This is a genomic window from Microbacterium sp. NPDC057407 (genome assembly GCF_042803895.1).
In the GTDB taxonomy this organism is placed as follows: Bacteria; Actinomycetota; Actinomycetes; order Actinomycetales; family Microbacteriaceae; genus Microbacterium.
This window is the reverse complement of the sequence record NZ_JBHVCA010000004.1, coordinates 176,188-194,027: the sequence shown is the minus strand read 5'-3', so window position 1 is coordinate 194,027 and position 17,840 is coordinate 176,188. Positions and strand designations below refer to the sequence as shown.

Annotated in this window: 17 protein-coding genes; 10 read left to right on the top strand and 7 right to left on the bottom strand. The window is 70.0% G+C overall.

What is annotated here, in order from left to right:
- Nucleotides 1–21: 21 nt before the first annotated feature.
- Both ACFUTX_RS12910 and ACFUTX_RS12905 read left to right on the top strand, forming a co-directional pair.
- Complete coding sequence (locus ACFUTX_RS12910) at nt 22–765, top strand: glycosyltransferase family 2 protein (RefSeq protein WP_378865181.1); 744 nt, start codon at nt 22–24, stop codon at nt 763–765.
- Nucleotides 762–1,175, top strand: a complete 414-nt coding sequence (locus ACFUTX_RS12905; RefSeq protein WP_378865178.1) for a DUF2304 domain-containing protein — start codon at nt 762–764, stop codon at nt 1,173–1,175. Before ACFUTX_RS12910 ends, ACFUTX_RS12905 begins: the two co-directional genes overlap by 4 nt.
- Here ACFUTX_RS12905 and ACFUTX_RS12900 read toward each other — a convergent pair.
- The 3 genes from ACFUTX_RS12900 to ACFUTX_RS12890 all read right to left on the bottom strand — a co-directional run bounded on the left by ACFUTX_RS12900 (nt 1,172) and on the right by ACFUTX_RS12890 (nt 4,396).
- Nucleotides 1,172–2,347 carry a hypothetical protein gene (locus ACFUTX_RS12900; RefSeq protein ID WP_378865175.1) on the bottom strand — a complete coding sequence of 392 codons (1,176 nt, stop codon included), beginning with the start codon at nt 2,345–2,347 and terminating at the stop codon, nt 1,172–1,174. The genes ACFUTX_RS12905 and ACFUTX_RS12900 overlap by 4 nt on opposite strands.
- An 82-nt stretch (nt 2,348–2,429) precedes the next feature.
- Nucleotides 2,430–3,410 carry a glycosyltransferase gene (locus tag ACFUTX_RS12895; protein ID WP_378865173.1) on the bottom strand — a complete coding sequence of 327 codons (981 nt, stop codon included), beginning with the start codon at nt 3,408–3,410 and terminating at the stop codon, nt 2,430–2,432.
- On the bottom strand, nt 3,407–4,396 hold the full coding sequence (locus tag ACFUTX_RS12890; RefSeq protein WP_378865170.1) for a glycosyltransferase: 990 nt from the start codon (nt 4,394–4,396) through the stop codon (nt 3,407–3,409). Before ACFUTX_RS12890 ends, ACFUTX_RS12895 begins: the two co-directional genes overlap by 4 nt.
- Nucleotides 4,397–4,515: 119 nt before the next feature.
- Here ACFUTX_RS12890 and ACFUTX_RS12885 point away from each other — a divergent pair, with 119 nt between their 5' ends.
- Complete coding sequence (locus ACFUTX_RS12885) at nt 4,516–5,283, top strand: glycosyltransferase (protein WP_378865167.1); 768 nt, start codon at nt 4,516–4,518, stop codon at nt 5,281–5,283.
- On the opposite strand, the gene ACFUTX_RS12880 is transcribed toward ACFUTX_RS12885, so the two are convergent.
- From ACFUTX_RS12880 to ACFUTX_RS12865, 4 genes are read right to left on the bottom strand one after another with little or no spacing between them, the layout of a single operon-like run.
- Entirely contained in the window at nt 5,280–6,389 is a 1,110-nt protein-coding gene (locus ACFUTX_RS12880; protein ID WP_378865165.1) for an acyltransferase family protein, read from the bottom strand. The two genes, ACFUTX_RS12885 and ACFUTX_RS12880, sit on opposite strands and share 4 nt — an antisense overlap.
- Nucleotides 6,386–7,522, bottom strand: a complete 1,137-nt coding sequence (locus tag ACFUTX_RS12875; RefSeq protein WP_378865162.1) for an NAD-dependent epimerase/dehydratase family protein — start codon at nt 7,520–7,522, stop codon at nt 6,386–6,388. Before ACFUTX_RS12875 ends, ACFUTX_RS12880 begins: the two co-directional genes overlap by 4 nt.
- A 41-nt stretch (nt 7,523–7,563) precedes the next feature.
- Complete coding sequence (locus ACFUTX_RS12870) at nt 7,564–8,454, bottom strand: glycosyltransferase family 2 protein (RefSeq protein WP_378865159.1); 891 nt, start codon at nt 8,452–8,454, stop codon at nt 7,564–7,566.
- A 51-nt stretch (nt 8,455–8,505) separates the two neighbouring features.
- Entirely contained in the window at nt 8,506–9,729 is a 1,224-nt protein-coding gene (locus tag ACFUTX_RS12865) for a CAP domain-containing protein (RefSeq protein ID WP_378865156.1), read from the bottom strand.
- 267 nt (nt 9,730–9,996) lie between these two features.
- Here ACFUTX_RS12865 and glf point away from each other — a divergent pair, with 267 nt between their 5' ends.
- From glf to ACFUTX_RS12830, 7 genes are all read left to right on the top strand, one after another.
- A complete protein-coding gene (glf, locus tag ACFUTX_RS12860) occupies nt 9,997–11,133 on the top strand; it encodes a UDP-galactopyranose mutase (RefSeq protein ID WP_378865153.1) in 1,137 nt (378 codons plus the stop codon).
- A gap of 22 nt (nt 11,134–11,155) precedes the next feature.
- Entirely contained in the window at nt 11,156–11,953 is a 798-nt protein-coding gene (locus ACFUTX_RS12855) for an ABC transporter permease (protein ID WP_378865150.1), read from the top strand.
- A complete protein-coding gene (locus ACFUTX_RS12850) occupies nt 11,953–12,696 on the top strand; it encodes an ABC transporter ATP-binding protein (RefSeq protein WP_378865148.1) in 744 nt (247 codons plus the stop codon). Before ACFUTX_RS12855 ends, ACFUTX_RS12850 begins: the two co-directional genes overlap by 1 nt.
- 121 nt (nt 12,697–12,817) lie before the next feature.
- Nucleotides 12,818–13,879, top strand: a complete 1,062-nt coding sequence (locus ACFUTX_RS12845) for a glycosyltransferase family 2 protein (RefSeq protein WP_378865145.1) — start codon at nt 12,818–12,820, stop codon at nt 13,877–13,879.
- Between the two features lie 19 nt (nt 13,880–13,898).
- Nucleotides 13,899–16,019 (top strand): acyltransferase family protein, encoded by a 2,121-nt coding sequence (locus ACFUTX_RS12840; RefSeq protein WP_378865142.1) that lies wholly within the window; start codon nt 13,899–13,901, stop codon nt 16,017–16,019.
- A gap of 42 nt (nt 16,020–16,061) precedes the next feature.
- Nucleotides 16,062–16,664, top strand: a complete 603-nt coding sequence (locus tag ACFUTX_RS12835) for a hypothetical protein (RefSeq protein WP_378865139.1) — start codon at nt 16,062–16,064, stop codon at nt 16,662–16,664.
- Nucleotides 16,661–17,839 carry a hypothetical protein gene (locus ACFUTX_RS12830; RefSeq protein WP_378865137.1) on the top strand — a complete coding sequence of 393 codons (1,179 nt, stop codon included), beginning with the start codon at nt 16,661–16,663 and terminating at the stop codon, nt 17,837–17,839. Before ACFUTX_RS12835 ends, ACFUTX_RS12830 begins: the two co-directional genes overlap by 4 nt.
- Nucleotide 17,840 lies beyond the last annotated feature (1 nt).

Here is a 17,840-nt window from a genome sequence, read left to right as displayed (position 1 = left end):
CGCGGATAGGATGGCAGCACTATGCCCGAGACTCCAGACCGGGTCCTGATCATCGTTCCGGCGTGGAACGAGGCGCGCAACGTCGGCGCCACGGTGCACGAGATCCGGACGACCAATCCTCGCTACGACGTCGTCGTGATCGACGACGGCTCGACCGACGGCACGGCCGACGCCGCGCGCGCCGCCGGCGCCGTGGTGCTGTCGCTCCCGTTCAATCTCGGCGTCGGGGGAGCGATGCGCACCGGGTTCACCTACGCGCAGCGCCACGGATACCGGCGCGCGATCCAGGTCGACGCCGACGGCCAGCACAACCCCGCCGACATCGATCGCGTGCTCGCCGGGCTCGAGAAGGCAGACATCTCCATCGGAGCCCGTTTCGCGGATGTCGGGACCTACGCGGTGCGCGGCCCGCGACGGTGGGCGATGGTGTTCCTCGCGTCGGTGGTCTCCCGCACCGCGCACACCCGGCTGACCGACGTGACGAGCGGCTTCCGCGCCGCGAACGAGCGCGCCATCGCGCAGTACGTGAAGTACTACCCGGCCGAGTACCTCGGCGACACGCTCGACTCGCTCGTGGCCGCGTGCCACGCCGGCCTCACGGTCACCCAGGTCCCCGTGGCGATGCGCCCGCGGGCGTCGGGGCGGCCGAGCCAGAGCGTCGTCGGCGCCACCGTCTATCTGCTGCGGTCGATGTTCGCCCTGGGGCTCGCGATCATGCGCCGGCCGGCGTACATCCAGCCCGACGAGGCGGGAGCGGCCGCGTGATCGTCCTGGCCGGCATCACCCTCGCGGCGATCATCATCGCCCTGGTCCTGTGGCTGCTGCTGACCCGGCGCCTCCGCGAGAAGTACGCCGCGCTGTGGCTCATCATCGGGCTGGGCGTGCTGGTGCTCGGGGCCGTGCCGCAGCTGCTGCTCACGCTCACGAGCGCCCTGGGCGTGCAGGTGCCCGCGAATCTCCTCTTCTCGATCGCCATCGTGCTGCTGCTGGGCGTCTCGCTGCACCTCTCGTGGGAGCTCTCGCAGGCCGAGGACGAGATCCGGCGGGTCGCCGAGGAAGCGGCCATCTCGCGCGCCGAGATCGAGCGGCTGTCGGCCCGGCTCGACCGTCTCGAAACCGCCTCCGGCGACGAGCCGGGCGATCGGCGCAGCACGTCGTCGGCCGGGACCGACTAGCTTCCGTCGTCAGCGGTGCGCGCGAGCGTGCGACGCAGGATCACGAGCTGGTAGACCGTCACGACGAGCTCGGAGACGGCGACGGACCAGGCGATGAGCTCGAGGCTTCCGGCCAGTGCGGAGGCGACGATGAGGGGCGCCCCGATCGCCGCCGCGAGGATCGACGCGATCGCCACGTGGCGCACCTGCCCGAGCAGGATCAGGCAGGCGTAGCCGGCGATGGCGGAGCCGGCGACGAAGACGAACGCCGTCCCGAGCGCGACGCTCAGGCTGAACGGCACCAGCACTGCGCCGCCGCTCAGCACCTGCGACGCCAGCGGGCTGAGCGTCGCGATGAGTGCGCCGCCCACGACGCCGAAGCCGAGGCCGACGACGACGGCCCGCTCGCTGCGCGCGCGGATCCGGGCAGGCCCGTCCTCGGGAACCCATCCCTGGAGGAACTGCTGCACCGGCGCGAGCGCCAGCGAGCCGAACTTGAACAGCCGATCGGCCATCGCGTAAACCGGTGTCAGCGCGGGAAGCAGCGCCTGCACCGTGACGAGCGGAAGCGACACGTAGAGGCTGCTGACCAGGGAGCTCGTGACGGCATGCCGCTGCGTCGCCAGCAGGCGCAGGATTGTCGCGATGCGGTACGGCTCGGCCGGGCCAGGAGTCGCCGACAGGAGGATGTGACGGCGTTCGAGCACGATCGCCACCACGTATCCAAGCGCCTGCACGAGCAGGAACGCGCCGATCGTCGAGGTCAGCCAGGCGGCCAGCATCCCGAGCACCGTGCCGATCACCGATGGGAGGGTGTTCAGCAGGAACAGGCGGTCGGGCCGCGCCTGGCCGACGAAGTACCACGGCGATGCGACATACGGCAGCAGGTACGCGATCGTCCCGAGCGCAGAGACGGCCACGTCGCCCCGGGTGAGGAGCAGCGCGATGACGATCATCGTCGGCGCCGCGACCGCGTACAGCGTGAGCCGCGCCGAGAACGACTCCCGGAAGATGCCGGGCCGGTCCTCCGGGCGCGCGCCGGCGACCATCGAGGGGCCGGTGGCCCCCCACCCGAAGGCCACGATCACGCCGAAGACCCCCGCGAGCACCTGCACGACGGCGAGCTGCCCCCAGGCATCCTCGCCCGCCGCGCCGATGAGCACGGGGATCGCGAGCACTCCGACCACCGCCACCAGTCCGACGGTGGCGGAGAAGCTCAGGATGCGCGGGAGGAACGGGATGGGGACGCCGATCTGTGTGAGGACGGGAGCCTGGTCACGGGACGGGAGGGAGGCGGTGGCCGAGCGCCGGATGCAGCAGTCGGCCCGCCGTCAGCATCATGGCATTCGATGCGCCGTGGATGCGGCGGTCGCCGAGGTATCGGAGCGCGTGCCGAGTCGCCGACCCCGCCCCGAAGACGCGCTGCAGTTCGGAGAGCGCGGGGGAGGGCGCGACGCGCGTGGACAGCGTACGGGTCATCTGCGCGCGCCAGCCGTAGCCGAGGTCGTAGAGGGCGCGCGCGAGCGCTGCCGGGCTGCGGGAGCCGGCGTACCGGTCGCCGGCGGCGAGCAGGGTTCTGACGGCGGATGCCGGGCGGATGCGGCCGGATGCCTCGGCCACCTCGCCGAGGACGTTGCCGGTGTGCTGGACGTAGTCCTGCAGCACGTCGTCGACGACGAGAGTGGGGCCGAGCGCGGCCGCGCAGACGGCGAGCCAGTGATCATGGACCTCGACGCGCGTCGGCATGGCCGGGAACGGCAGGGCCAGGTCCAGGACCTCGCGGCGGAAGACGCTCATCGCGCCCGAGAACTGATTCGTCGCGGTCACGCCCAGCGCGTCGGCGGTGCGGCGGTGGGTGGTGGGTTCGATGACGCGCCCCGAGGGGAACTCGACCACTCTCGCCTGGCCGGAGACGATCGCGTGGTCGGCGAGGAGCGGTACGAGTCGCTCGAGCTTGTTCGGATGCCAGACGTCGTCCTGGTCGCTCAGGGCGATCCATGCGGCGTCGCCCGGAACCTCGGCGAGGGCGCGCTCGAAATTGCGGTAGAAGCCGACGCGGTCGTCGAAGCCGATCACCCGGAAGCGAGCGTCGCCCGCGGTGGCGTCGTCCACGAGCTCCCGGACGCGGCCCGCGCCGCCGTCCGCCGAGATGACGCAGACGAAGTCCCCGAGCGTCTGATCCTTCAGGGATCGCAGCTGCCGGGCGAACAGGTGGGGGTCGGGCTCGTACGCGGCCAAGGCGATCGCGCCGGTCACAGCGGGAACCGCCAGGTCAGCCGGGCGGCGGCGGAGGCGACGGCATCCGGCATCCGTCCCATCCGCCGCGCGCGCCCCGCGCGGCGACCCGCTCTCAGCAGCGCGAGGAATGTGCGCCGTTCTCGGATCGCGAGCCACACGATGAGGTAGTGGCGCGCCTCGAGGAGAGTGTCCCGCGCCGTCGTCAGCGGTCGTCGCGCGCGGTACTCGCGGTTCAGTGCGACGCGGTTCCGCGCACGGTAGTAGTAGCGGAACGGTGCGCTCACGGTGAACGCGAGCGGATCTCCGGACGGTCCCCGCAGCGCGCCGCGGGGCGACGGCAGGGCCACCTGGCGCCCGAGCGCGTGCGGGAGCCGGGCGCCGTCGGCGACCACGAACACGAACCCCGCCTCCTGCGCGCGCATCGCGAACTCCGTGTCGACGAGATCGATGAAGTAGTCGTCGCGGAACGGCCCGAGGGCCGTCAGCGCGCCGGTCAGGACGAGCAGGCCCGACTGGATCGGCTTCGGCGCGATCGCGCGCCCCCCGCGACGCCCGCGCGCTTGCGAGGTGTCGCCGAAGAACTCGGGGGCCGACCCCGCGACCGGGATGCTGTCGGCCGAGGCCGCGAGGAGTGCTCCGGAGAGCGAGCCCACCAGCCCGGGCCCAGGAGTCGAGTCCTGGTCGAGGAAGAGGACGGCGTCGGGGCGCGGCTGCGAGCGGTCGCCGGTCAGAGCGCCCACCCCGGCGTTCAGGGCGGCGCCGATGCCCGCGTTCTCGGGCAGGCGGATCAAGCGCGCGCCCTCGGACTCCAGGTCGGCGAACCGTGCGTCGTAGTCGGGGCCGCTGCCGTCGTCGACCACCACCACGGCGGCCACCTGGCCGGCCAGGTCGCGCACGTTGGTCGCCAGTTGCGGCCCGGGCCGATAGGCCGTCACGACCGCTCCCACGACCAGCCGATCAGCCGCGGACGGGTCGGCGGGCGGGCGATCGCGGGCGGCGGACATGGCTCTGCCAACTTACCAGCGGCCCCGCGTGCACCCGGGACGGCGCGGACCAGGCAGTCGGACAGCCGCGCCGTAGACTGGACGTCGATGTCCATCGCACACGGAGAGGGGCGGCTCCCATGAGCGACGGAGCCCGCGTGAGCGTGTGCATGGCGACGTACAACGGATCCCGGTACGTGCGCCACCAGCTGCTCTCCATCCTCGCGGAGCTCGAGCCCGACGACGAGGTGGTGGTGGTGGACGACGCCAGCACGGACGACACGGTCGCGGTGGTCGAGGGCGTCGGCGACCCGCGCGTCCGCGTCCACGTCCAGCCGGTCAACGGCGGCTACGTCCGTGCGTTCGAGTCCGCGCTCCAGCGGGCGTCCGGTGACGTGCTCCTGCTCGCCGACCAGGACGACGAATGGGTGCCCGGCCGCCGGGCGGCGCTGGTCGCCGCGGTCCGGCATGCCGGGGTCGCGGCATCCAATCTCGTCGTCCTCGGCACGGGGGAGCCGCTGCGCTCGCCGTGGTCGGGTCGGCCCTGGCGGCTGCACTCGCGGGCATCCGGGCACCGTCTGCGCAACGAGCTGCGGATCCTCGCCGGCGACGCGCCGTACTTCGGATGCGCGATGGCGATCCGCCGCGACGCGCTCGCGCTCGTCCTCCCGTTCCCCGCGTTCCTCGACGAGTCGCACGACCTGTGGATCGCCACGCTCGCCAACCGCGGCCGCCTGCTGCGTCACGTCGACGAGGCCACCGTGCGCCGTCGCCTGCACGACGCGAACGCGTCCTCGGCGCAGCCGCGCGGGATCCGGCCGGCGCTGCGGTCGCGGATCCTGCTGCTGCGGGCGCTCGGCGAAGCCGGGCGACGCCTGCGCGCCTCCCGCTCGCGCGCCACCCGTTAGGCGCGCTGGATGTCTCCCGGCGGTTCCGCCGGGATCGGCCGCAGCCGGTCGCCGTCGCGCGGGCGGACCGCCAGCATCGCGGGTCGCTCGATCGCGATCCAGCTCAGCCACGCCAGGGCGAACGTGACGACGATCGTCACCAGGATGTACACCGGCATCCCGAGTGCCGCGCCGCCCACGAGCACGGTCAGCTGCTGCACCGGCCACGCGTAGATGTAGAAGCCGTATGACACGTCGTTGCGCGCGACCCAGGCCGGCTGGGGCACCCAGGTCGACAGCGACAGCAGACCGTAGGCGAGCAGCGGCGCCGCCGCCTGACCTCCCCACCGGGGCACCAGCGCGATGACCGCGACCGCGACCGCGAGCGCCGCGAGGCCGAGCAGGCGGTTCACGCCGGCCCGTTCGATCACGAAGTACATGAGCGACCCCGCGAGGAAGAACGGCAGCAGGCGCAGCAGAAGGTCGAAGCTCACGTCGAGTCCGGCGCGCTGCGGGACGCTGCCGAACGCCCACAGCGCCACCGACGCCACCCACAGTGTCGCCACGACGACCGGCGATCTCCGGAAGATCGCCGCGAATCCGAGGACCCAGATCACGATGTAGCAGACGAACTCGTAGAACAGCGTCCACAGCGACCCGTTCCAGGCGCCGGGGTACGGCACGGTCTGCAGCGTCGCGCCGATGTCGTAGTGGTCGATGTAGAGGGTGATGTTGCCCCAGACGTACTGGAACGGGGTCACCGGTGTCGTGAGGAAGCCGTCGAGCGAGCCCTGTTCGAGGAAGAGGGCGATCGGCGCGAACACGAACGCCGTGACGACCAGGACGACGACGAACGCCGGGTAGATGCGCGCGACCCGATGGAGCAGGTAGTCGCCGGGCGTCGTCCGCAGCCGGCTGCGGGTGATGAGGAAGCCGCTGAGCACGAAGAAGCCCGCCACGGCCCATCCGCCGAGATTCTCGCCCTGTATGAGCGGCCCCGTGCCCTGACCGGCGATGTACCAGCTGTGCGCGAACAGCACGAGAGCCGCCAGGATCAGGCGGAAGAGGTTCAGGCTGTTGCGACGGTACGGGTAGGGCGTCCCCCGCAGCGCGGGCGGGAGCGTCACTTCAGCAGGTTCCGCGCTGCCATCTCGTCCAGCGAGCGCTGGTAGGAGTCGCCTTCGACCGGCTCGCTGAGCACCCATTCGACGAACCGGGTCACGCCCTCCTGGAAGCCGATCGCCGGTGAGTAGCCCAGCACCTCGCGCAGGCGGGACGTGTCGGCGATGTTGTGACGGATGTCTCCCAGACGGTAGTTGCCGGAGATACGCGTCGGGACGCGGGTGCCGAAGGCCTCGAAGAGCGCGGCCACGACCTGGTTCACGGTGGTCGGGACCCCGGAGCCGACGTTGAACACGCCCCCGGCCGCCGACGGAGCGGTGGCGCCCAGGAAGGTCGCCTCCACGACGTCGTCGATGTAGACGAAGTCGCGGCTCTCCTCGCCGTCCTCGAAGATGTTGATCTCCTTGCCCTGGCGGATGAGCGTCGAGAAGATCGACAGGATCCCGGTGTAGGGGTTCTTCAGCGACTGGCCGGGCCCGTAGACGTTCTGGTAGCGCAGCGAGACCGGCTCGATCCCGAGCGTGGGCGCCACCGTCATGATCAGCGACTCCTGCATCTGCTTGGTGATGCCGTAGACGCTGGACGGATGCAGCTTCGCCTGCTCGTCGGTGGGGACCACCGTGACATCGCCCTCGCCGGGCATGTGGACGTCGAAGTCGCCGGCGGCCATGTCGGCGTCGCTGCGATGAGGCGGGTAGACGGTGCGCCCGTCCGCCGTGCGGTACGCGCCCTCGCCGTAGATGGACCGCGAGGAGGCGACGACGATCCGCTCGACCCCGTGCGGCTCGTTCGCCAGCAGATCGAGCAGCTTCGCGGTGCCGCCGACGTTGGTCTCGACGTAGCGGTCGATCTCGTACATGGACTGGCCCGTGCCGGTCTCGGCGGCGAGGTGCACGACGAGTCCGACACCGCGGAGCGCCTCGCGGAGGTCTGCCGTCGAGGTCACCGACCCGCGGACGACCTCGGCGACGCCGTCGAGGGAGGCGAGGAGGGGAGACGTCGTGGCCGGGTCTGGGCCGTGCACCTGGGGGAGGAGCGAGTCGAGCACCCGGACCCGGTGACCGGCGTCCGCGAACCGGCGCGCGAGACGCGTCCCGATGAACCCGGCGCCCCCCGTGATGAGAACGTGCTGTGGCATGGGTCGCTCCTGGGGGTGCGAGATCGAGGGCGAGGTCGCGCTCACAGCGCGAGGATATGGGCCACGGCCGATTGTAGCCCGGGCACGGCGCGGTGCCGGAGAAGCCCCGGGAGCTCGGCGATCGCGTGAAGGCGCGACATGACGCGCGCTCGCGCCGCCCACGCGGTGCGGCCCCAGCCGCGCGTCTCCGCGAGCCCGCGGGCCATTGCGTAGTACGACCGCTCGTCGCGGAACCGGCGACCGTCCAGCAGCGTCTTCTGCGATGCGCTCCCCGCGTGACGACGGTAGAGGAAGGCGTGCTCGGGGTTGTAGGCGAGGGTTCCGCCGTCGAAGGCGATGTCCATCAGGAGGGCGAGGTCCTGGATGATCGGCAGACCGTCGCGGAAGTCGATGCGGCGCATGGTCTCGGTGCGGAACGTCAGCGACGGCCAGTAGAGCCAGTCGCCGCGGATGAGGCTCGTCGCCATCCGCTCGCCCGACAGCACGGCGATCCCCGAGCCGCCGCGGGGCGCGAGGAGACCCTGCTTCACGCGGTCCACCAGCGGGCGGACGGCGCGCCCGTGCTCGTCGATCACGCGGACACCGGGCTGGATCACGTCCGCGAAGGGCACGGCGGCGATGGTCCGCTTGACGACCGCGACGTAGTTCGGCAGGAGCAGATCGTCACAGCCGAGGATGGTGACGTAGTCGCCCTCCGTGCGGCGGACCGCCTCGCGGTAGTTCTCGGTGATGCCGAGATTCACCTCGTTGCGCACGTACGTCACGCGCGGGTCGCCCAGCGTCTCGAAGAAGGCCGGCACCGAGGCATCCGGATAGCAGTCGTCGATCACGACGAGCCGCCAATCGGCATCGTTCTGCGCCTGCACGGATCGGACGGTGTCGTAGAGAAGGGAGGGATCGCCCCAGAAGGGGATGACGATGTCGAGGGTCATAGCCCTCCGAGACTAGAAGACCAGCCTGGGAACCGCGTGCCCGGGCGGGCCTCAGCCGAAGCGGTTGTACACGTTCCAGCCGGTTGCGATGACCGACCCCGAGCCGCGTCCGCCGCGGCCGTTGCCTCGCACCAGCGCGACCGATCCGTCGGGGCGCACCGCGATGATGTCGGCGGTGCCGGACCCGTCGAAGTCGCCCGGGCCGAACACCGCCGTCATGCCCTGCCACCCGGTGGCGAGCAGGATCCTCCCCTTGAATCCTCCCGAGCCGTTGGTCGGGTGCAGGTACACATCGCCGTTGGAGCGTCGCGCCACCAGATCGCCGAACGAGTCACCGGTGAAATCGCCGGCGTAGAACAGCGCGGTCGCGGAAGCGAACGCCGTCGACAGGGTGGATGCTGTGCCGCTCCAGCCGCCCTTGCCGTTCCCGCGATGGAGCATGAGCCTGCCCGCGGAGTCGATGCCGACGACGTCGGTGTACCGGTCGCCGTTCACGTCGATGCCGCCCGCGAGGAGCCGGTAGCGGTCCCACCCCGTCCCGATCGCGCTCGGGGCGCCGTAGGAGCCGTTGCCGGTCCCGCGGAGGAGCTCGAACGTGCCGTTGCGGATACGTCCGATGTCGCTGATGCCGTCGCCGGTGAAGTCGCCCAGCGTGACCAGCTTGTCGTAGGCGGTCCAGCCGGTGCCGACGACGGAGCTTCCCTTCCAGCCGCCCGCCGCGTTGCCCCGGTGGAGGGTCAGCCGGCCCGCGCCATCGGTCGTGAGGACGTCCGCCAGCAGGTCGCCGCTCCCGTCGCCGGTGCCGGCAGGGCCCGCCGTCTTGCTCCAGCCGAAGATCTGCACCCAGTACGTGGAGTAGCACGGACCCGAGGCGAAACCGACCCCCACACCGGTGTAGCGGGAATCGAGGATGTTGGCGCGGTGACCCGGCGATCCCATCCAGGCCGTCACGACGGCGCTCGCGCTGTACCCCGCGGCGATGTTCTCGCCCGTCGCGGACCAGCCGGCCTTGGCGACCCGATCGGCGCGCCACGTCGACGTGCTGTGGGTGAAGGTGCAGGACGAGGCGAGGTGCTTCGCCCACGCCCGCGCAGCGCGGTCGAGGGACGGGTCCGAGATCAGCGGCTTGATGCCGGCCTTGACGCGCTCGGCGTTGGTCTGGGCGAAGACGCCGGCGGTCCCGTCGGTCGCCGCCTGCGCCGGCGCGGATGTCGCGAGTCCGGCACCGACGACGAGGACGGTCGAGACCAAGAGGGAGAGGATCCGGGCGCGCATGGGCGGGCCCTCCTTTGCACGCTGGGGTCGTACAAACGGTGTGGGCTGGGGGAACGCCCGAGCGCCCGGGTGAAGCGCTTCCGATCACGGTAGCCGAGGGGCTGGTGTGAAAGAAGTGCACATCTGTCCCCTTTTCGGGGGACAAGGCGTCCGGGCGTTCGCTCAGGAGCCGTGCCGGGGCCACCGGTAAGCTGATCCGGTGCGGCGGCGCGCTCTGCCCGCCGCGTCGCCGTGTCTGCGGCGCCGGTCTCACGAAAGCATGGACGTATGGATCTTCTCGTCGTCGGCTCCGGCTTCTTCGGTCTCACCATCGCGGAGCGGGCCGCGGCATCCGGTCGCAAGGTCGTCGTCATCGACCGTCGTCCTCACATCGGCGGCAACGCGTACAGCGAGGACGAGCCGACGACCGGCATCGAGGTCCACCGCTACGGCGCGCACCTCTTCCACACCTCCAACCCCGGCGTGTGGGAGTACGTCAACCGCTTCACGACGTTCACCGACTACGTCCACCGCGTCTACACGAACCACAAGGGCGTCGTGTTCCCGCTCCCCATCAACCTCGGCACGATCAACCAGTTCTTCCAGGCGGCCTACACGCCCGACCAGGCGAAGGCGCTCGTGCACGACCTCGCGGGCGAGTTCGATGTCAAGGACGCGGTCAACCTCGAAGAGAAGGCGATCGCGCTGATCGGGCGGCCGCTCTACGAGGCGTTCATCCGCGACTACACCGCCAAGCAGTGGCAGACCGACCCGAAGGAGCTGCCCGCCGAGGTCATCAGCCGGCTCCCGGTGCGCTACACCTACGACAACCGCTACTTCAACGACACGTGGGAGGGCCTGCCCACCGACGGCTACACCGCGTGGCTGGAGCGCATGGCCGACCACGCCAACATCGAGGTGAAGCTCGACACCGACTTCTTCGACGAGTCGCAGCCGCTGCACAAAGCGGCGACCGTCGGGCAGCTTCCCATCGTCTACACCGGACCGGTCGACCGCTACTTCGACTACGCCGAGGGCGCGCTGTCGTGGCGCACGCTCGACTTCGAGCAGGAGGTGCTCGAGGTGGCGGACTTCCAGGGCACGCCGGTCATGAACTATGCCGACGCGGATGTCCCGTACACCCGCATCCACGAGTTCAAGCACTTCCACCCCGAGCGCTCCGAGCGCTACCCCTCCGACAAGACGGTGATCATGCGGGAGTTCTCGCGCTTCGCCTCCCGCGAGGACGAGCCGTACTATCCCGTCAACACGCCCGAGGACCGTGCCGGCCTGCTCGCCTACCGTGAGCTCGCGAAGGGCGAGAAGGACGTGCTGTTCGGCGGCCGGCTGGGCACCTATCAGTACCTCGACATGCACATGGCGATCGGTGCGGCGCTGTCGATGTGGAACAACCAGCTCGCGTGAATCGCCACCCTAGACTCGCATCGTGACCACCGCGACAGTCGGCGCGCCCGGATCGCCGAGGCGGTACCTGCATTCGCTCTGGCTGCTGTCGGCCCGCGACCTGCGCGTCCGCTACGCGACCAGCGCTCTCGGGTATCTGTGGTCGGTGCTCGACCCGCTCGTGATGAGCGGCATCTACTGGTTCGTCTTCACCCAGATCTTCCAGCGCACGGTCGGCCACGAGCCGTACATCGTCTTCCTCATCACGGCGCTGCTGCCCTGGGTGTGGTTCAACGCGGCGGTCTCGGACTTCACCCGCGCCTTCAACAAGGACGCGCGCCTGGTGCGCTCGACCGCCATCCCGCGCTCCATCTGGGTCAACCGGATCGTGCTCTCCAAAGGCATCGAGTTCCTCTTCTCGCTGCCCGTGCTGGTGCTGTTCGTGGTGCTGGCCCCCGTGCCGGTCGAGCTGAACTGGGGACTGCTGCTCTTCCCGGTGGGCGTGCTGCTGCAGACCGTCCTGCTCGTCGGCCTCGGTCTGCTCGTCGCGCCCCTGTGCGTGATCTGGGGAGACCTGGAGCGCACGACGAAGCTGATCCTGCGGGCGCTCTTCTACGCGTCCCCCGTGATCTACGGCGTCTCCGACCTTCCCGGTGCGTTCGAGACTCTCGCCGCCTTCAACCCGCTGGCAGGCATCTTCACCCTCTACCGCGTGGGGTTCTTCCCGCAGGAATGGGACCCCTGGGTCGTGGGCGTGGGCGCCGTGATCTCGTTCCTCTTCCTGGCGCTCGGCGTGCTGGTCTTCCGCCGGCTGGAGCGTCCCGTGCTGAAGGAGCTGTGATGACGGCATCCGACCACGCCATCGAGGTACGAGACCTCGGCGTGCGCTTCCGGCGCAACCGCCGGGGACGACGCAGCATCAAGGATCTCTTCGCCGACTCGTCGCGACGCAGCAAGCCGGGGGAGTTCTGGGCTCTGCGGGACGTCTCGTTCGACGTGCGACCCGGCGAGTCGATCGGAGTGGTCGGGCGCAACGGGCAGGGCAAGAGCACGCTGCTCAAGATCGTCGCGGGGGTCCTGCTCCAGGACGAGGGCACGGTCACCGTCAACGGCGGCGTCGCCCCGCTCATCGAGATCACCGGCGGCTTCGTAGGCGATCTGTCCGTGCGCGAGAACGTGCGCCTGACGGCGGGTCTGCACGGGATGCCGAAGGCCGAGGTGGCGCGCCGGTTCGACGGCATCATCGACTTCGCCGAGCTCGCCGACTTCGTCGACACGCCCTACAAGCACCTGTCGAACGGCATGAAGGTGCGCCTCGCCTTCTCGGTGGTGTCGCAGCTGGAGGAGCCGATCCTGCTCGTCGACGAGGTGCTTGCCGTGGGCGACAAGGCGTTCCGTCAGAAGTGCTATCAGCGCATCGACGAGCTCCTCTCGGAGGGGCGGACTCTCTTCTTCGTCAGTCACAGCGAACGCGACCTGCGTCGCTTCTGCACCCGCGGCCTCTACCTCGACAAGGGCCGGCTGCAGCTCGACGGGCCGATCGGCGAGGTGCTCGACGCCTACAACGCCGACTACGCCTCCTGACAGGCAACCTCCAGCACCGCCTCGGATAAGATGATCTGGGCTCCGGCCCCGATGGGTGGCCTGTCGCCCCCGCCGCCCTCGCGTCGCCCACCGCCGGCTCTGCGGAAAGACTCACACCCCCATGCGCCTCTTCATCCAGATCCCCTGCCTCAACGAGGAGGCGACCCTGCCGCTGGTCCTCTCCGGCATCCCGAAGCAGATCGAGGGGATCGACGAGATCCACGTGCTCGTGGTCGACGACGGCTCGACTGACCGCACCGTGCAGGTCGCCCGCGAGCTCGGGGTCGAGCACTTCGTCTTCCACACGCGCAACATGGGACTCGCCCGGTCGTTCCGCGACGGCGTCGACTACGCGATGCAGCACGGCGCCGACATCGTGGTCAACACCGACGGAGACAACCAGTACCCGCAGGAGCGGATCGCCGACCTCGTCCAGCCGATCCTGCGCGGCCAGGCCGACATCGTCATCGGCGACCGCCAGACGAAGACCATCGAGCACTTCTCGCCGTTCAAGAAGCTGATGCAGGGTGTCGGCAGCAGTGTCGTGAACTTCGCCGCCGAGACCGACCTCCCCGACGCCGCGAGCGGTTTCCGCGCCTACTCGCGCGAGTCGCTCATCCGGCTCAACGTCGTCACGCAGTTCAGCTACTGCATGGAGACGATCATCCAGGCCGGCAACAAGCGGCTGCGCATCGCGAGCGTCCCCATCACGACGAATCCCAAGACCCGCGAATCGCGCCTGTTCAAGAACATCTTCCAGCACATGGGCCGCTCCGCCCAGGCGATCATGCGCAGCTACGTGATGTTCAAGCCGCACGCCGTGTTCCTCACGCTCGCCGCGCTGTTCCTCATCGGCGCCGCGATCCCGTTCGGCCGATTCCTCGTGCTCACGGCGCTGGGCGTCGCCGGAGACCACATCCAGTCGCTCATCCTGGGGTCGGCGATGCTCGTCGGAGCCCTGCTGAGCATCGCCCTGCTGGTCATCTCCGACATGCTCCGCACCAACCGCACACTCGTGGAGGACGCACTGGAGCGGATCAAGCAGCTCCAGTACGCGCCGGAGCGCACGCTCGACCCCCGCCAGGTGTCGGCTGCCGACGCCGCCCAGCACCCGTCGCTGATCGTGAGCCCGGCCGCGGTCGAGGCGCGCACGCCCGTGCAGCATCGAGAGTCGCGAGGGTGACGTGACATCCGCTGCGACGATGGTCCGAGAAGCGGCGTCGTCGGGCGAACGGGTGATGACGGGATTCCGTCCCGAGATCCAGGCCCTGCGCACGGTCGCCGTGCTGGGCGTGATCATCTTCCACCTGTGGCCCCGTGCGCTCCCCGGGGGCTTCGTCGGCGTGGACGTCTTCTTCGTCATCTCGGGCTACCTCATCACCCTGCACCTCGTCCGCGAACACGAGCGGACGGGGAGGATCGCACTCAGCCGCTTCTACGCGCGCCGCATCCGTCGCCTGCTGCCGGCGGCGATGCTCGTGCTGCTGACGACCGCTGTCGCCGTCATCGCCCTCGTCCCGATCGATCGCATGATCGGGTTCCTCCGACAGATCGCCGCGAGCGCGCTGTACATCGAGAACTGGGTCCTCGCCGCCGAGTCGGTCGACTACTTCGCCACCGACGGCCCCGAGTCTCCCGTCCAGCATTACTGGTCGCTGTCGGTCGAGGAGCAGTTCTACCTGGCGTGGCCGCTCCTGATCCTCTTCGCCCTCGCCCTCGCCGCCCGCCGCGCGCGAGGCGACCGATCCCGCATGCTGCTCGGGGTTCTCGGCACGGTCGCGGTCGCCGGCTTCGCCTTCGCGGCCGCGGTCACGGCGATTGCTCCCCAGCCCGCGTACTTCTCGACTTTCGCGCACGTCTGGGAGTTCGCGGCCGGGGCGGTCCTGGCTGTGATGCACGCTCGGGGCTCTGACCCCGGGCGGATGCCTCCGGGCTGGGCGGCAGGGCTGCTGTGGGCCGCCTTCGGAGCGATCGCGGTCTCGATGCTGCTCTTCTCCTCGGCCACGGCGGTTCCCGGGCCGTGGACCGCTATCCCCGTGGCCGCCGTGATCGTCATCATCGCGGTCGGGCGGTCGTCCGCGAAATGGTCGCCGACGCCGCTGGTCGACTCCCGCCCGGTGCAGTTCCTCGGTGACACGTCGTACTCGGCGTACCTGTGGCACTGGCCGCTCATCGTGCTGATCCCGTATGCCCTCGGGCGTGAGCTCGACCTCCTCGACAATCTTCTGATCTTCGCCGTCACGATCCTGCTGGCCTGGGCGACGAGAGTGCTCATCGAGAGGCCCCCCGTTCGCAGCCCCTTTTGGTCGAAGCGGTGGGTCAGTTACGGATTCGCGGCAGCATCCGCCGCGATCGTCGTCGCCCTATGCGTCGTACCCACGATCGCCATCTCGCGGCAGTCCTCGGATGCGCTGGACCGGGTCATCGCGGGCGTGGAGGATCCCGCCTCCTGCGTGGGCGCGGGCAGCCTGTCCTCGAGGGACCAGTGCGACGTCGAGGCCGGCGAGACGGCGGATCCCGCGCTCGCCCTCGGAGAGATCGAGTACGAGGACGTCGCCATCGACGTCGCGGCCCGGACGGGCTCGAGAGGCGACTGCGCAGAGGGACCGTTCGACTCGCGCCGCTGCACTTTCGTCCCCGATGTCGCGTCGGGGGAGCGGATCGCCGTCGTAGGGGACTCGCATGTCGAGCACCTGCTTCCGGCCCTCGGCTGGATCCCCTCCGGCACGGGCTGGAGTGTCGACGTCTACGAGAAGCGTTCGTGTCCCTTCATCGACCCCGCGTGGCGCGCCGAGGGGGCGGCGGAGTACAAGCAGAACGATCCGGACTGCGTCCGCTGGCGCGAGGAGACCCTCGCCGCACTGGCTGCTGACCCCGAGATCGACACGGTGGTGACGACGACCTACGCCCATCGGGTCGGGGTCGACGGCGACGTGAGCGACCAGGAGTCGATGACCGCGGCGCTTCGCGCGACGTGGGATGTTCTCGAGGCCGCCGGGAAGCGGGTCGTCGTCATCGCCGACACGCCGCTGGCGCGCGAGAACGACATGACCCGATGCCTCGAGGAGGCGTCCGCTTCACGCGAGTGCGCGCTCGAGCGGGACGCCGCCCTCCCTGCGGATCCGCTGGCGGCGTCGGTCGATCCATCGTCGGATGGCCGGACTCTGATAGACCTCACCGAGGAGTTCTGTCTGCCCGATACCTGTCTCGCGCTTGCGGGAGGGATGCCCGTGTACGCGGACCGACACCACATCCTGCCCGGCTATGCACTGACGCTCGCGCCCGCGCTGCGCGACGGGATCAGGAGCGCGCTCGACCCGTGATCCTGGTCAGGGCGCGCGCGTCGGCGGTGTACAGTCGCACGGGTGGAAAGCACGGCCGTAACCCCAGAACTCGTGATCCGCGCCGCACTGGAATGCCTCTTCGTGGTCGCGGTGCTGGCCGGACTCCTCCTGTTCACCGACCTGAGGAAGCGGCTGTTCTCCCTCGGCGCGGGTGCGCTGGCCGTGGTCTACATCGTGGTCGGGGCGTGGTTCGTCGTGCAGATGGTCGACCGCTGGCAGTACGACTACCCCCAGAAGGTCTCCTACATCCCGCTCACGCGATTCGCGATGTACCAGGCGCAGCTCGCCGAGTCGGTCGAGCAGAGCTACTCCTGGCAGGCGACACTCGCGGACGGCAGCCAGCGGGAGGTGAACATCGCCGAGGAGTTCTCGGCGATCGGCCTGCCGCCGCTGTCCACGCGCATGCGGGTGCTCCTCGAGTGGATGCAAGAGCCCGACGGCTCCGAGCATCACACGCAGGCGGAGCACGAGCTCTCGCTGTACGCGATCGCTCTCGCCCGTGCGCTCGAGGAGGACGGCGTGGAACCCGCCGAGATCGGCTTCTACCGCGTCACCGGCACGCCGGGTGACGTCACCTCAGAACTCATGACCTCCTGGCCCGTCGAGGAGCTGGTCGAACGATGATTCGTATACGGCTGCACGAGAGCGCCACCGCCGAATCGCTGGCGCTGGCGAGGATCCTGATCTTCGCGACCTGGATCGTCTACGTCCTCGTAGACCCGATCCAGCGCCTCGCCCTCCTGCCCACCGAGCTGTTCCACCCGTTCGGCGTGTTCCGCTGGCTGCCGTCGGACTTCTGGGCGGCTCTCCTCACACCCGCCGGCCTGCTCGGGCTGACGCTCGTATGCCTCGCGCTGTTCGTCTGGGCGGGGATCGGCCTCCCGGCGGCGCGATGGGCTGCGGGTGCGGCGGTCGTGATCGCCCTGGTGTACTTGCAGGCGAAGAAGGGATTCGGCGGCCACTTCGACCACCGCGAACTGACACTCGTCTATGTCACGGCAGCGCTCCTGCTCACGCCCGCCTGGGACGCCTTCGCCGTGCGACGGGCGCCGGCCCGTCCGCGACGCCACGATGTCTACCGCGCGTCGCTGATCCTGCTGAGCCTGGTGGTCATCCTCCAGTACGTGTTCATCGGCGCGGCGCGCATGTTCATCGGTGGTCCGGGCGTCTTCATGGGCGGCACGCTCCAGAACTGGATCGAGAATCGCAACTTGCGGCCCAATCCGTTCGGCTTCGACATCGGCACCGCGTTTCTGGACCCGATCTGGGCGGTGCCGCTGGATCTGCTCTTCCTCGGTGGGACGCTGCTGGAGATCGCGGCGATCATCGTCCTGTTCCTGCCGGCGGGCTGGTTCAAGGTGGTCTTCGTCATCGGGTTCGCCGTGTTCCACATGTCGATCTTCCTGCTGATGAACGTGGCCTTCCCCGAGAACATCGTCCTGCTGCTGCTGTTCTTCGACCTGGCCTGGCCGCTGCGACGGATGCGGCGGGGCCACGAGGACGAGGGCCTGGCCTTCGTCGATCCCGCCAACGCGCGCGCGAGCGCGTTCCGGGAGCGAGTGGGCGAAGTGTCGCGGGTGCCGTTCGCCGACCGCTCGGGCGCCTCGGGTGGACTGGAGTTCCGCGCGGAGTCCGGAGCGACCGCCGAGGGCGAAGCCGCTCGCACCGAGATCCTCTATCGGACGCCGGGCCGCCTCGTGACGGCATGGGTGCGCGACCGCGTGCTGCGCCGCTCGGGCCCGGTCCGACCGGAGCGGTCTGGCCTGGGGCGCTGGCTCTTCGGTCCGCTGACCTCGTGAG